This is a genomic window from Kocuria sp. SM24M-10 (assembly GCF_001027955.1).
Lineage (GTDB): Bacteria > Actinomycetota > Actinomycetes > Actinomycetales > Micrococcaceae > Kocuria > Kocuria oceani.
This window is the reverse complement of sequence record NZ_LDNX01000146.1, coordinates 1-14,342: the sequence shown is the minus strand read 5'-3', so window position 1 is coordinate 14,342 and position 14,342 is coordinate 1. Positions and strand designations below refer to the sequence as shown.

14 protein-coding genes are annotated in these 14,342 nt (G+C 72.5%); 4 read left to right on the top strand and 10 right to left on the bottom strand.

Annotated features, from left to right (window positions below; translation table 11 throughout):
- Positions 1-178: 178 nt before the first annotated feature.
- The 4 genes from ABL57_RS17485 to ABL57_RS17470 form a co-directional block, all read right to left on the bottom strand.
- Complete coding sequence (locus tag ABL57_RS17485) at positions 179-613, bottom strand: YkvA family protein (RefSeq protein WP_047804759.1); 435 nt, start codon at positions 611-613, stop codon at positions 179-181.
- 276 nt (positions 614-889) lie between these two features.
- On the bottom strand, positions 890-2,563 hold the full coding sequence (locus ABL57_RS17480; protein WP_047804758.1) for an FAD-binding oxidoreductase: 1,674 nt from the start codon (positions 2,561-2,563) through the stop codon (positions 890-892).
- Positions 2,564-2,600: 37 nt separating this feature from the next.
- Positions 2,601-3,389, bottom strand: coding sequence for a 1-acyl-sn-glycerol-3-phosphate acyltransferase (locus tag ABL57_RS17475; RefSeq protein WP_053005091.1), 789 nt, complete (start codon positions 3,387-3,389; stop codon positions 2,601-2,603).
- Entirely contained in the window at positions 3,386-4,174 is a 789-nt protein-coding gene (locus tag ABL57_RS17470) for an SDR family oxidoreductase (RefSeq protein ID WP_047804757.1), read from the bottom strand. Before ABL57_RS17470 ends, ABL57_RS17475 begins: the two co-directional genes overlap by 4 nt.
- 146 nt (positions 4,175-4,320) lie before the next feature.
- Between ABL57_RS17470 and ABL57_RS17465 the strand changes: the two genes are divergently transcribed.
- Both ABL57_RS17465 and ABL57_RS17460 read left to right on the top strand, forming a co-directional pair.
- Positions 4,321-6,576: an HAD-IB family hydrolase gene (locus ABL57_RS17465; protein ID WP_047804756.1), complete on the top strand. Its 2,256-nt coding sequence runs from the start codon at positions 4,321-4,323 to the stop codon at positions 6,574-6,576.
- A 37-nt stretch (positions 6,577-6,613) separates the two neighbouring features.
- Positions 6,614-7,189 (top strand): TetR/AcrR family transcriptional regulator, encoded by a 576-nt coding sequence (locus tag ABL57_RS17460; protein WP_047804755.1) that lies wholly within the window; start codon positions 6,614-6,616, stop codon positions 7,187-7,189.
- Between the two features lie 19 nt (positions 7,190-7,208).
- Here the strand turns inward: ABL57_RS17460 and ABL57_RS17455 are convergent, their stop codons facing one another.
- Positions 7,209-8,486 (bottom strand): DUF4032 domain-containing protein, encoded by a 1,278-nt coding sequence (locus tag ABL57_RS17455; protein ID WP_047804754.1) that lies wholly within the window; start codon positions 8,484-8,486, stop codon positions 7,209-7,211.
- 89 nt (positions 8,487-8,575) lie between these two features.
- Between ABL57_RS17455 and ABL57_RS17450 the strand changes: the two genes are divergently transcribed.
- Positions 8,576-9,397, top strand: coding sequence for a MurR/RpiR family transcriptional regulator (locus ABL57_RS17450; RefSeq protein ID WP_047804761.1), 822 nt, complete (start codon positions 8,576-8,578; stop codon positions 9,395-9,397).
- Between the two features lie 70 nt (positions 9,398-9,467).
- Here the strand turns inward: ABL57_RS17450 and ABL57_RS17445 are convergent, their stop codons facing one another.
- From ABL57_RS17445 to ABL57_RS17430, 4 genes are read right to left on the bottom strand one after another with little or no spacing between them, the layout of a single operon-like run.
- A complete protein-coding gene (locus ABL57_RS17445; RefSeq protein WP_047804753.1) occupies positions 9,468-10,274 on the bottom strand; it encodes an ABC transporter permease in 807 nt (268 codons plus the stop codon).
- Position 10,275: 1 nt separating this feature from the next.
- Entirely contained in the window at positions 10,276-11,190 is a 915-nt protein-coding gene (locus tag ABL57_RS17440) for an ABC transporter permease (protein WP_082157534.1), read from the bottom strand.
- Between the two features lies 1 nt (position 11,191).
- Positions 11,192-12,010: an ABC transporter ATP-binding protein gene (locus ABL57_RS17435; protein WP_047804752.1), complete on the bottom strand. Its 819-nt coding sequence runs from the start codon at positions 12,008-12,010 to the stop codon at positions 11,192-11,194.
- Entirely contained in the window at positions 12,007-13,080 is a 1,074-nt protein-coding gene (locus ABL57_RS17430) for an ABC transporter substrate-binding protein (protein ID WP_047804751.1), read from the bottom strand. Before ABL57_RS17430 ends, ABL57_RS17435 begins: the two co-directional genes overlap by 4 nt.
- Positions 13,081-13,417: 337 nt before the next feature.
- Between ABL57_RS17430 and ABL57_RS17425 the strand changes: the two genes are divergently transcribed.
- The gene (locus ABL57_RS17425) at positions 13,418-13,618 is read left to right on the top strand and encodes a hypothetical protein (protein ID WP_047804750.1); all 201 of its coding nucleotides are present in this window, start codon (positions 13,418-13,420) and stop codon (positions 13,616-13,618) included.
- Positions 13,619-13,684: 66 nt separating this feature from the next.
- Here ABL57_RS17425 and ABL57_RS17420 read toward each other — a convergent pair.
- Positions 13,685-14,342 (bottom strand): ABC transporter ATP-binding protein (locus ABL57_RS17420; RefSeq protein ID WP_047804749.1); only part of this gene is annotated, 658 nt, incomplete at its 5' end.

Sequence of the window (14,342 nt, the reverse complement as noted above, 5' to 3'; positions counted from 1 at the left end):
CCCCGCGCCACCGACACCCCCCAGGCCCCCACCAGCACCGGTACGGGGCCTTTCCCCGTGCCCGAACACCGGCTCACCGCGATGGGGCGGGCCCCAGGAGCTCCTGCGGGGCCTTCCCTATGTCCCTACCGACCCGCACCCGGCACTGGGTCCCCGCCAATACTGGTGCACGTTCTGCTCATTCCGCTTTTCCCTTCTCGCGGTTACCCAGGAGACGGCGCACTGCGGCCAGACCGTCCGGGGTGCCCGGCCAGTGTCGCTCCACGGCCTGCGGGCCGGCGGAGCGCACCACCGACCGCAGCACGAGGAGGACTACCACTGCGTCGTCGGCGTAGCCCAGCACAGGGATGAAGTCGGGGACCAGATCGATCGGCAGGGTCAGGTAGGTCAGCAGGAGGAGCAGCCGCACGCGCACTCCGCGGGGGAGCGCGGGGTCACCGGCCAGGCGCTCGACGAGCCGGAGGACATCCGGCAGCAGCCGCAGCGCGTCGCGGAGGCCGGTGCGGTCCGGTGCGGCGCGCCACAGGACGACGAGCACCACCAGCCACACGAGCAGCAGCGCCCCGAGGACCCCCACCAGCACGGGCCAGGCCGCACTCCACCATGACGGCACGGCACACCATCTCCTCTCACCGCTCCGGTCGCTCTCTCGCGGACGGGAGCTCTCAGGCGTCCTGTCACGGGAAGACCTCGAGGGCCCCGACACTACCCGCCGGCGCGGGGGTCGTGACCCGCTGGAGCGCCGCACGCCCGAGGGATCCGACGGGACCACGCCGAGCACGGGCGACGCCGGATCCCGTCAGGACTGCGGGGCGCCGCGCGTCCCGCTCGTGCGGCAGGCCCCCCGCCCGTGCGGGTGGGGGGCCTGCGGCGCGGACGGGTCCGGGGATCAGCTGACGATCTTGCCCGGGTTGAGGTTGCCGCCCGGATCGGTGGCGCTGAAGAGGCGGCGCATGAGGTCGACGCCCTCGGGGGAGACGTCCTGCTCCATCCAGGGGCTGTGCTCCAGTCCCACGCCGTGATGGTGGGACAGCGTCCCACCGGCGTCGATGAAGGCCTGCTGGACGGCGCGCTTGATCGCGGCGTACTCGCCGTGCGGATCCGCACCGATCTCGTAGCCGAACGTGAAGTAGAGGCAGGCCCCGGCGTGGTAGGAGTGCGACATGTGGGACATGATCCACCCGGTCTTGCCCTGTGCGGCGAAGGCCCGGTGGGCGGCGTCGTAGGCCGCCTTGTGCACGGTGGTGAGCTTGGACCACGGCGCGGCCGTCTCGGAGACGTCGCCGATGGTGTTCTGCTCGAGGAGGAAGTCCCGCAGGTAGGGGGTGTCGAACTTCTTCTGGTCGTAGAGGGCGCCCGGGCCCGAGCCCAGGACCAGCGCGCCCTGCTTCTTCACCAGGCCGGCCACGGCCTTCTTCCGGCGCTCGACCTCGGCCTTCTCGCCCTCGAAGCACACGTAGCCGATGCACATGGCGTCGGTGTCCCAGCCGCGGCGGCGCATGACCTCCCACAACAGGTCCTGTCCCTTGGCCGTGACCTTCTTCTTGAGCGTGGTGGGTGCCTTCTGGGTGGACAGGGAGAACGCGGTCTCGTGCGCGTCGGAGACGCGGGCGAAGGTGGTCCGGACGTCGGACCGCGCGATGTGGTGCATCGCGGTGAGCGCCTGCTGCCACGTGGGGAACATGTACGCGATGACCTCGCGGTGCTCCGCGAGGCGGTGGACGTGCACGTCCAACCGGGTGATCACGCCGAGCCGGCCCTCGGAGCCGATGATCATCTCCCGAAGGCTCGGACCCGTGGAGGTGGACGGCAGCGGGCGCAGCACCACGGTGCCGCCGGGCCGGACCACGCGCAGCCCGCGCACGATGTCGGCGATGTCCCCGTACTTGTCCGACTGCATCCCGGAGGACCGGGTGGCGGCCCAGCCGCCGAGGGTGGAGTGCGTGAAGGAGTCGGGGAAGTGGCCCAGCGTCCAGCCGCGGGCGTTGAGCTGGTCCTCCATGTCCGGGCCCAGGACGCCGGCCTCGATGGTGGCCAGGCCCGAGGTCTCGTCGATGGAGAGGACCCGGTTGAGCCGCCCCAGATCCAGGGAAACGATCGTTCGTTCTTCGGTGGGGTCCGGCTGCAGGCTGCGCGAGATGCTCGTGCCGCCGCCGAAGGGGATGACCACCAGGTCCCGCTCGACGGCCAGCCGCAGCACCGCGGCGACCTCCTCCTCGGTGCCGGGGTAGACGACGACGTCGGGCACCCGGGCGAAGTCGCCGGCCCGGGTGAGCAGGAGCTCGGTCACGGACTTGCCGGCCCAGTGCACGATGCGCAGCTCGTCGTCGAGGCTCACGTGCTCGGCGCCGGTGACCGACCGCAGGGCGTCCAGGACGTCGTCGTCCGCGCGGGAGGCCGGGACGCTCACCGTCGAGAAGTCGATGGTGTCCCGCTGGCGCGGGCGCAGATCGACGTCCAGGGCCTTCTTCACGAAGGGGGCGAAGGCCGGCTTGTTGGCGTACTCGAAGTGCACGCCCTCCTCGCCCCAGCCCCACCACTTCATGTGCTTCACGTGTGCCATCTGCGCAGTACTCTCCTGGTTCTCGGGTGGGGGGTGCTCAGTCGTCGATGCGCGGACGGTGCTCGGCGTAGAGCGCGCGCACCGACGACTCGATGCGCTCGTTGAAGGCCGCGGTGGGCTCCTTGTCCTGGGCGACGAGGGGTTCGCCGACGGCCACCACCACGCGGGGCCGGCCGGGGCGCGGCCACTTGCTGCCGTGCGGCATGGCCTCGTGCGCGCCGATCAGGGCGACCGGGAGCACCGGCACGCCCACGGCCTTGGCCAGGCCCGCGGCGCCGATCTTGAAGGGCGCCATCCGGCCCGTGCGGGAGCGGGTCCCCTCGGGGAAGACGAGCAGCGGGACGTCCGCCTTCAGCAGCTGCTTGGACAGCCCGCGGTTCGCCCCCGTGCCGGTGCGGTCCACCGGGAACGCGTTGAAGACCAGCTCGGTGAACATCCGCTTGTGCGGGGCCGTGAAGAAGTAGTCCGCGGCCACCCCGGTCGCCAGGTTCCGGCGGATGCGCGGGGGCACGGAGCCGAGCACCAGGGGAGCGTCGAGGTGGCTGGAGTGGTTGGCCACCACGACGCAGGGGCCGTCGAGGGCCTCGGCGGCCGGGTGGGTCACCACCGTGCGCCGGATCGTGCGGTAGGCGAGCCCGTGCAGGAAGATCCGCTGGGCGATCCGCCGGGCCAGCCTGCGCCGGGGATTGCGGAACCGTGCGGGTTGCAGCTGCGCGGAGGACGCGGGCGGGGCGGGCGGGGCCGGCTCCGAGGAGGCGGAGGTCTCGCCCCCGCCGTCGATGGAGCGCCGGACCGGGGCCGGGTCGTGGTGCTTGCGGTGCTTCACGATCCTGCCGTCCGTTCCTTCTGGCGGGCGGAGGCGACCATTCCGGAGAGCCGGCGGACCGCGGACCGCGGCAGGTGCCGCAGGACGAACCCGAGGGTCCGGTAGCGCTTGGTCGGCATCGAGAGCACCTTGCCGCGGGCGACGTCGTCGAGGGCCTCCTCGACCACGCGCTCGGGGGTGAGCCACATGAAGGAGGGGATCGAGGAGCCGGTGATGCCCGCGCGCTCGTGGAACTCCGTGCGCACCCAGCCGGGCAGCAACGCGGTGACGTGCACGCCCGTGCCGTGGAGCTCCACGGCCAGCGCCTCGGTGAATGCGGTGGTGTAGGTCTTGATCGCCGAGTACGAGCCCATCGTGATCAGGCCCGCGATGGAGGACACGTTGATGATCCAGCCGGATCCGCGCGCCGTCATGGCACGGGCCGCGGCGGAGGACAGGACCAGCACGGCGCGGCACATGACCTCGAACGCGCGGTCGTGGGCACCGGTGTCCGGGGTGGTGAAGGGGGTCTTCACGGAGAAGCCGGCGTTGTTCACCAGCACGTCCACCGGGCGCAGCGGGTCCTCGATGCGGGCGGCCACCCGGTCGACGTCGGCGCGGTCCGCGAGGTCCGCGGTCAGCACCTCGACGGGCACGCCGTGCTCCGCGCGCAGACGGGCCGCCGTCCGGTCCAGGCGGTCCGCGTCGCGGGCGACCAGGACCAGGGCATTTCCACGGCGGGCCAGGGCATCGGCGAACGCGGCGCCGATGCCGGACGTCCCCCCCGTCACGAGAGCGGTAAGCATGAGATCTAGGCTACACTACGGTAGCCGTAGCGTAACCGGGAGCGGTCCGCGCGGGTCGCCGTCGTCGCCCGTCGTACCGGTCCGCCCCGGCCCCCGCCGGCACCGCACCGTTCGGCGGACCAGCACATCATCCGGAGGAACCCCCGTTGACCGAGACCCCCACCACGCGCGTTCTGCTGACGGGAGCCACCGGCTTCCTGGGGCAGGCCGTGCTCGAACGGCTGCTCTCCGCCCACGACGGCGTGCACGTCACCGCCGTCGTGCGGCCCAAGGGCAGCACCAGCGGTGCGCAGCGTCTGCGGCAGCTGCTGCGCAAGCCGGCCTTCCGCACCTGGCGGGAGACGATGGGGGAGCGGGCCGAGCAGGTCTTCGCGGAGCGCACCGCGGTGCTCGAGGGGGACCTGTCCGCGCTCGCGGGGATCACCGAGCCGTTCGACGTGGTGATCCACTCGGCGTCCACCGTGTCCTTCGACCCGCCGATCCACGAGGCGTTCAGCACGAACGTCGGCGGCGCCATCGGGCTCTACGACGCCCTGCTGAGCTCCGGGCAGGACCCCCACGTCATCCACGTCTCCACCTGCTACGTGGGCGGGATCGCGAAGGGGCTGCGCCCCGAGGCCCCCGTGGACCACGACGTGGACTGGGCGGCCGAGTTCGACGCCGCCCTGCGGGCCCGCGCGGAGGCCGACATGGCCTCGCGCACGCCGGAGCGGCTCCAGGCCCTCATCGACGACGCCACCGCCGGTCACGGCAAGGAGGGCCCCAAGTCCGTGGCCCGCGCCGCGGAGGCGGCCCGGGAGGAGTGGGTGCGCACCCGCCTCGTCGAGTACGGGCGCACCCGGGCCCAGTCGCTGGGGTGGACCGACATCTACACCTTCACCAAGGCCCTGGGGGAGCGCGTCGCCGAGCAGAAGTGGGCCGGCGCCGGGCACCGGCTGTCCGTGGTGCGGCCCTCGATCATCGAGTCGGCCCTGCGCCACCCGTACCCGGGCTGGATCGACGGCTACAAGGTCGCCGACCCGCTGATCATGGCCTACGCCAAGGGCGCGCTGCCGGAGTTCCCCGGCCTGCCGGACTCGGTGCTGGACGTCATCCCCGTCGACTTCGTGGTCAACGCGATCGTGGCGCTGGCCGTGGGCGGGCACCGGGACGCGTCCGGCACGCCCACCCCCGCGGGGGCCGAGGCCCCCGCGCCGGGCTTCTACCAGGTGTGCTCGGGCGCCTCGAACCCGCTGCCGTTCCACCAGATGTACGAGAACGTGCTGGCGTTCTTCACCGCGCACCCGATCCAGGACGACGAGGGCAACCCGATCCGGGTTCCCGAGTGGAAGTTCCCCGCGAACAACGCGGTGGAGCGCTCCCTGGCGGTCAAGGAGAAGCTCTCGGCGGTGGGCGGGAAGCTGACCGCGGCCCTGCCGGCGACCTCCCGCACCCGGGAGTGGGCGAACTCCATGCACAAGATGCAGTCCGGGCTCGGCTCCCTGCGCACCTACGTGGACCTCTACCAGTCCTACACGCGCACCGAGATGATCTTCGACGACGCCCGCACCCGCCAGCTCAACGACTCCCTGCCGGCCGGCACGCCGGAGGACCGCACCTTCGACGTCCGGTCGATCGACTGGACCGACTACTGGCAGAACGTGCACCTGCCCGCGTTGACCGAGATGACCAAGGCCTACGGCCGGCTCCGGGCCGCGTCCCGGCGGCGCAACGCACCCCGGCGGACGCTGCGCGAGGGCACCGACGTGCTCGCCGTCTTCGACCTCGAGGGCACCGTGCTCAACTCCACGGTCATCCACCAGTACCTGCAGCTGCGCCGCCGCACCCTGGGCCTCGCGAAGTGGCCGGCGGAGGCGGTCGACCTCGTCTCGAGCGCCCCGACCTACCTGAAGGCCGAGAAGCGCGACCGCGGCGAGTTCATCCGCGCCTTCATGCGCCGCTACGAGGGGGTCCCTGCCCGGACCGTGCGCGATCAGGTGGCCGGGCCGCTGGGCCGGGACATGCGGCGCCTGCTGCGCCCGGGGGCGCTGGCCCGGATCGAGGAGCACCGCGCCGCGGGGCACCGCACGGTCCTGGTCACGGGCTCCATCGACCTGCTCGTGGAGCCCCTCGCCCACCTGTTCGACGAGGTCGTGGCCGGGCGGATGGACGAGCGCGACGGCGTGATGACCGGCTACCTGGCCACCCCGCCCCTGGTCGACGAGGCCAGGGCCCAGTGGCTGAAGAAGTACGCCGAGCGGGGCGGGTACGACCTCACCCGGTCCTACGGCTACGGGGACTCCCACGCCGACGCCAGCTGGCTGGTGCTGATGGGCCACCCCTACACCGTCAACCCCGACCTGCCCCTCTACCGGCTGGCGAAGAAGAACCACTGGCCCATCGAGGACTGGAAGACCGTCTGACCGCTCCGGCGAGGGGCGGCGGGCAGGAGGGGCGACGATGGCCGACGACGACCGGGCCGATCCGCGCACCGTCAGCACGGACAAGAAGATCACCGCCGCGGCGCTCGCCCTCCTGCGGGAGGGCGGGCCGCAGCGGGTGAGCATCGAGGCGGTCTCGGCCGCCTCGGGCGTGGCCAAGACCTCGATCTACCGCCGCTACGCCAACAGCCTCGAGATGCTCGAGGGCGCCCTCGAGGTCGCCGTGTCCACCTACTCCCCGCAGGGGCCGAGCGCGCCCGCGAGCTGGGACGAGGGCCTGGCCGAGGCGCTGCACTTCCTGCTGCACGACATGGGCATCGGCGTGGCCGTCTCGCTCCTGAGCGAGCCGGACTCGGAGACCTCCCGGGTGCTGCGCACGCACCTGGTCCGCCCGCGCGTGGAGCGGCTCAAGGAGCTCTTCGCCGCCGAGACCGCCGCGGGACGGCTCAGCCCCGAGCTGGACGTCGACGTCGTCCTGGACTTCGTGCTCGGCTCCGCCTACTCCCACGTGGCCCGCTACGGCAGCCTGGGGGAGGACTGGCCCCAGCGGGTGCACCGCACCCTGACGGGGGTCCTGGAAGCGCACCGCCCGTGACCGTGCCGGGCCGCCGCGCTCAGAAGATCTCGCGCTCGTCCGGGCGCTGGGCCAGCTGCGAAGCCACGTAGTCCTCGACGGCCGCGAGGGTCGGCACGTCCTTGCCGGCGCGCTCGGACATGAACCAGCGGTGCTCCAGGACCTCGTGCACGATCTCCGCCGGCTCGAGCTTGCGCCGCATCGGCGGGGTGACCGCCTCCATGATGGGGGAGAAGACCTCCCGCATCCACAGCTGCGCCACGAGGTCGTCGGGCAGGCCCGGGTAGAGGGTCTGGCCGAGCTGGTCGATGTCCGTCAGCAGCCGCCGCGCCTGGTTCTCGTGCGTCCGCAGCCCGGTGAGCCGCTGCAGGCGCCGGGTGTGGTGGCCCGGCTCCACGACCTGGGGGCGCAGCCGGATCCGCCCGTCGACGGTGTCCATGGAGGCCTCCTCGACGTCGAAGCCCAGCTCGTTGAGCCGGCGCACCCGCTCGACCACGCGCCAGCGCTCGTCCATGCTGAAGGACTCCTCGTCCATCAGCTCGCTCCACAGGGAGGTGTAGCTGGCCACGAGCCGGTCGGAGACCTCGAAGGGGTCGATGGGGTCCTCGAGCTCGTGGCCCTCCTCGGCCGCCCCGGCGAGCAGGTCCATGATCTCCCCGGCCACGTTGGTGCGGGCCAGCTCGATGTCGTACTCGCGCTGCCCCCGGCTCAGCGCCGGGTGGATCTCGCCGGTCTCCGCGTCCACGAGATAGGCGGCGAAGGCCCCGGCGTCCCGGCGGAACAGGGTGTTCGACAGCGAGACGTCGCCCCAGTAGAACCCGGACAGGTGCATCTGCACGATCAGCGAGGCGAGCGCGTCGACGAGCAGGATCACCGTCTGCGCGCTCGGCCCCGCCGAGAAGATCGCGCGGTAGGGCAGGGAGAAGCTCAGGTGGTCGGTGACGAGAGCGGCCGGCAGCGCCTCGCCCTCGGGGGTGTACCGGTCGGTGACCACGGAGTCGGGCACCACCGACGGGGCGCCCATGCGCTGGAGCCGGCGCAGCGTGGCGTACTCGTGCCGGGCGTAGTGCGGCACGGTCTCCTTGATCGCCACGACCTTCTCGCCGGCCCGGGCGAAGCGCACCACGTGCCGGGAGAGGCCGCGGGGGAAGGCCACCAGCACGTCGTCCGGCCACTGCTCCAGGGGCAGGTGCCAGGGCAGCTCCAGCAGCACGGGGTCGAGGAAGGCCGTCTGGATGGAGACCCGGCCGCCTCCCCCGGCGGGCCCGTGCTCGTCCTGCGGCGCCGGAGGGACGGGTGTGCTGAGAGGACCCTTCATAGGGGGCAATGCTAGCAACCGGTGCCCGGCCGCCGGGCGGGAGGACGGGTGCCTCCGGCCGCCCGCCCCGGGTCGCTAGGGTGGGAGACGTGTCGATCGAACAGCGCATCCACGCGCACTACGCCGGGCTCTCGCCCCAGGAGCGGCGGGCCGCCGACCTGATCCTGGACCACCTCGACGACCTCGCGCTGTACAGCTCGGCGGAGCTGGCGCAGATGAGCGGGGTCTCCCGCGCCACCCTGTCCCGGCTGTACCGGCACCTCGGCTTCGAGTCCTTCACGGAGCTGCGGGAGACGGCCCGCACGCTGCGCCAGCAGGGCGTTCCCCTGGGCCCCGACGGCGACCCTGAGCTCGGCCAGCACCTCGACCAGGAGCTGCGCAACCTGCGCAAGGCGCTGGACCCGGCAGGGGAGGACCGCACCGCCCGGGCCGTGCACGCGCTCGCCGGGGCGCGGCGGGTGCTGGTGATCGGCATGCGCAACAGCTATCCGGTCGCCCTGCACCTCAAGCAGCAGCTGCAGCAGGCGCGCGACGACGTCCGGCTCGCGCCGCTGCCCGGCCAGACCCTCGGGGAGGAGCTCGTGGGACTCGGCCAGGACGACGTGGTCGTGCTGCTGGGCTTCCGGCGCCGGCCCCGAGGCTTCGAGCGGCTCGTGGCGGTGTGCGCAGCGACCGGGGCGCGGACGGTCCTCGTCGCGGACGGCACGGCGCGGCGGCACGCGGCGGCGGTGGACCTGTGGGTCGAGTGCCCCCTCGACAGCGTGGGGCCCTTCGACTCCTACGCGGCCGCCATGAGCCTGGTCGCCGTGCTGGCCGACGGGGTGCTGGCGGCCACCGGGGCGGCGGGCCGGGAGCGGGTCGGCCGCGCGGCCGAGCTCTACGCGGAGCTCGACGAGCTCGACCTGCGCTGACCCGCGGGCGGTGCTGCGGGGTGCTGCCGGCCCCGGGCCGTGCAGCGGATGGCCCGGGGCCGCCAGGGCGTCACCGAGCTCCTTCCCGCCGGGCGTTCACGGCGGTCTCGAGCAGCGAGACGAGCGAGTAGAGCAGGATGGACGCCACGGTCACGACCACCACGGCGGCCCACACCTCGTCGTACTTCGCCCTGGCCACGTTCGACACGATGGCGTACCCGATCCCGTCGCCAGTGGCCAGCCACTCCGCCAGCAGGGCGCCTGTCAGCGCCCCGGGAACGGAGACCCGCAGCGCGGTGAACAGGCTGGGCAGCGCCGAGGGGAGCGCCACGATGCGGAGCACGTCGGACGACGAGCCGCCGTAGACCTTCACGACCTCGACGATCACCGGGTTCGCCGAGCGCAGGCCCTGGACGATGGTCACCAGCGCCGGGAACAGCACCACGACGGCGCCCATCGCGGCCACGGTCGCTTCCCCGCGGCCGAAGACGAGGATGATGATCGGGGCCATCGCCACCAGCGGGACCGAGCGCAGGAGCATGGCCATCGGCATCATGGCCTGCTCGACCCCGCGGAAGAGGGCGAAGACGGTGGCGACGACGAGCGCCGCCACGAGGCCGGTGACGAAGCCGACCGCGGCGTCCGCCAGGGTGGTCGCGAGCTGGCCGAGGACCAGCTCCCGGTTCGCCGCGGCCTCGGGCTCGCTCACGAGGAACGACCACACGTCCAGCGGCGTCTTGCCGATGAAGGACGTCACGCCGAAGACCCGCAGGAGCAGGAGCCAGACCGCGGCGACGGCGAGCATCGAGACGACGAGGTTCACCAGCCCGCGGCCCAGGTCCTTGCCGGCGCGGACCGCCGTCATGGTCACGGACATGTCAGCGCCCCACTTCCCGGCCCCCGGAGGACCACGGTGTCACGAAGCGTGCGACGGTGCCCACCAGCGCGTACGCCAGGAAGGCCAGGCCGCCGGAGACGAGGGCCACGGCCCAGACCCGGGCGACCTCCAGGGATTGCTGGGCGTTGACCATGGCCGGGCCCATGCCCCGGTCCACGCCTCCCACGTACTCACCGAGGATCGCGCCGAGCAGAGCCGCGGGCGCGGCGATCTTCAGGGCGGAGAACACACCGGGCAGGGCCGACACCAGCCGGACCTTGACCAGCTGGTCCCAGCGCGAGCCCCCCGCCACGGTGACGACGTCGAGCGTGGAGCGCTCGGCGGTGCGGAAGCCGGCGAGCACGCTGACATAGGTGGTGAAGAACACCGAGATCGCGGCCAGGGTCACGGCGGTGCCCGAGGGCTCGCCCGAGCGCGGCGGCCCCACGACGACGAAGATGATCGGTCCGACCGCCACGATCGGCAGGCAGTAGCTCACCACGGCGATCTGCGTGGCCAGGCGCTCCGTGAACGGCAGCAGCAGCGCCGCCGCGGCCAGCAGCACCGCGGCCGCGTTGCCGCCCAGGTACCCCTGGGCGGCCTCCACGATCGTCACCGAGGCGTTGGCCCAGTAGAAGCCGGCGCCGTCGGAGGCGATCTGCCGCACGATCGCCGGGGGCGTCGGGACGGCGCCGCCGCCGGTGCCGTCCCCCGCCCCCACGCCCCCCAGGACGGTGGCCGCGCCGAGCCACCACACCGCGACGGTCGAGACCACGCCGAGGGCGGCGACGATCCACGGCGGGAGCTTCTGCCGCCCGGCGGTCCCGGCGCCCCGGCGGCCGGCAGGGCGCACGGCCGTGGTCGGGGGCGGTTCGGGGGCGCCCGGGGAGGCGGGCGCCGGCACGTGCGTGGTCATCTCACTCCTCGTCGCCGGGCGCGCCGAAGAGCAGCTCGGACGCGCGGTCGTGCAGGGCGTGGAACTCCGGGGTGCGCATCATGGCCGGGGTGCGGGGGCGGGGCAGGTCGACGTCGATGACCTCCTTGATCCGACCCGGCCGGGGAGACATGACGGCGACGACGTCCGAGAGGAAGATCGCCTCGGAGATCCCGTGGGTGACCATGAGCGTCGTGGCGGGCTTCTCCGTCCAGATCCGCAGCAGCTCGAGGTTGAGCCGCTGCCGGGTCATGTCGTCGAGGGCGCCGAACGGTTCGTCGAGCAGCAGCACGGAGGGCTGGACGACCAGGGCACGGGCGATCGAGACCCGCTGCCGCATCCCGCCCGAGAGCTGGGCGGGCTTGGACCTCTCGAAGCCCGTCAGCCCGACCAGGTCGACGAGCTCCTGGATGTACTCCTCGCGCACCGGCTGACCGGAGACCTCCAGCGGCAGGCGGATGTTGGCCTCGACCGATCGCCACGGCAGCAGGGCGGCGTCCTGGAAGGCGATGCCCAGCCGGTGCGAGCGGCGAAGCTCGGCCGGGCTCTGCCCGTCGACGAGCACCTCTCCTGCGCTGGGCTCCTCGAGGCCGGCGAGGATGCGCAGGATCGTGGACTTCCCGCACCCCGAGGGGCCCAGCAGGGACAGGAACGAGCCCTGCTCGGTCCGCAGACGGGTGTCGTCGAGCGCCGTGACGGTGCTCCGGCCAGACCGGAAGACCTTGGTGAGGCCGTTGAGGTCGATGCCGCTTGCCGTGGCGGTGTGCGGACCGGGGCCGCGGACGGGCGCCGTGCTGCTCATTCGAGCAGCTCCGGGTTCTCCTCGTACACCTCGTCGAGCAGCGAGAGGTCGAAGACGTCCTCGGCCGTGAGCCCGGGGTAGCCGGCCACGCCGAGGACCTCGACGTTCTGGGCGACGAGCTCGTCGGAGATGGTGAACAGGCCGTTCGCCTCGGTGTCCGCGGAGACCACCAGCTCCTCGTTCTGGATCTCCGCCTGGCGCGTCTCCTTGGCCATGTCCAGGCCCAGGTCCGCGCCGTACTCCTCCACGGCGAGGCGGGCGGACTCCTCCGGGGCGGCCACGGCGTCCTTCCAGCCGCGAACGGTGGCCTCCAGGAACGCCTTGAGCGCCTCGCGGTCGTTGTCGATGGCGTCCTGGGTGGTCACGAACGACTCCGCGACGAACGGCAGCCCGTGGTCCGCGAAGGGCAGTCCGACGACGTCCTCGCCCGCGAGCTCCAGGGTGATCGCCTCGTTGGTCGAGTACCCGAAGAACCCGTCCACCTCGCCGTTGACGAGGGGCTGCGGGTCGTACTGCACGGGAACCTTCTCGACGTCCCCGGGATCGATGCCGTTGACCTCCAAGAGGGCGTCGAAGAGAGTCTCGTTCACGCCGGACTGCACGCCGATGCTCTTGCCCACCAGGTCCTCGGGCGTCTCGATCGGGTCGTCGCCCAGGGAGATGATCGTGAACGGGTTCTTCTGGTAGGTGGTGCCGATGATCTTGAGGGGGGCGTCCTCCTCCGCGATGGGCGGGGCCACCCCCAGCGGCGAGGACGTGCCCACGAGGGCGCTGCCCGCGAGCACCATGCTCTCGGTCGACGCTCCGGAGGGACCGCCGGAGATCAGGTTGACGGAGTCGAAGCCCGCCTCGGTGTAGTACCCCTCCGCGTCCGCGAAGTACTCACCGGCGAACTCGGCGTTCTTGATCCAGGACAGGTTCACGTCCAGGGTGCCGAACTCGCCCGCGCCGGTCTCGGCCGGGGGCTCTGCCGCGGCGCCGCACGCGGTGAGCGCGAGGGCGCTCGCGAGAGCCACGGCCGTGGCCGGCAGACGGCGGGAGCGTGGGGTGGTGACCGGGTCAGGGTGCACGGCAGACCTTCTTCCTGTGGGACGCGCGAGCACGTGCGCGTCGCGGAACGGGCGGAGCACGGTTCCACGGCGCGGCGGAGGAGAGCCGCCCGGTGTGGAATCCGGTGATCGTGCGACCGAGGCTATGCAACATGTGTTGCATCGAGGTGCGTCGGAGTTACGCATCTGTAAACGTTCCGCCCGTGCGTCTCCCGTGGGTCCGGTCCGTCCTCCTTTCCGCTTCCGCGGGGCTCGTCCCTGTGCGTCCGGGCGCCCGTTCGGTTAGAATTCATCAGTCGGCTGTCAATTCTGGGCCGGGCGCGCACGGCGTCCCGGCCCATACCGAAAGGAACACGCCATGCACGACCCTCAGGCTCTCGCCCAGGCGGAGACGCACCTCATCCACGTGCTCGAGCACTCGGACCCGCCCCGCGACGCCAGCCGGTTCAACGTCACGGCCGCGGCACAGGAGTACCACGAGCGCACGGGCAGCTGGGACCTGCGCGAGGCCGAGCCCGGGGTCGTGGAGGAGATCCTCGCCCGGCACCCGGCCGACTGACCCGCACACGCAGCGGCGCCCTTCCCCGTCGGGGAAGGGCGCCGCTGCGTGTGGTGCCGGGGGTGGTCAGTCGGGCAGGCGGGTGCCGGTGGTGGTGTCGAAGAGGTGGAGGTGGTCCAGGGTGGGGGTGACCCAGATGGTGGATCCGGCCTTGGGTGGGGTGCGGCCCTCCACGCGCACGACGATCTCGTGGGCGGCGGGGGCGTCCTCGCCGGTTCCGTCGGTCTCGGCGGTGGGGTCGATCTGCACGATGGTGTTCGCGGCGGTGACCGGGGCGAGGTGGCCGTAGACGAAGGCGTCGGCGCCGAGTTCTTCGACCACATCGGCCACGATCGGCAGCCCCTGCCCCTCGCCGGCCGGGGTGAGGTCCTCGGGGCGGATCCCGACGGTGACCTGGTTGCCGGTCAGTGCCGCCCGCTGGGCGGGGCTCAGCGGAATGGCCAGGGTGCCCAGGCTCACCCCGGTGTCGGTGACCGGGGAGCGGAAGAGGTTCATCGCCGGGGACCCGATGAACCCGGCGACGAACTCGGTGGCGGGCCGGTCGTAGAGGGCCCGGGGGGTGTCGACCTGCATCAGCACCCCGTCCTTGAGCACGGCGACCCTATCGCCCATGGTCATCGCCTCGACCTGGTCGTGGGTGACGTAGACGGTGGTGACGCCCAGGCGGCGGGTGAGGGAGGCGATCTGGGTGCGGGTCTGCACGCGCAGCTTCGCGTCCAGGTTC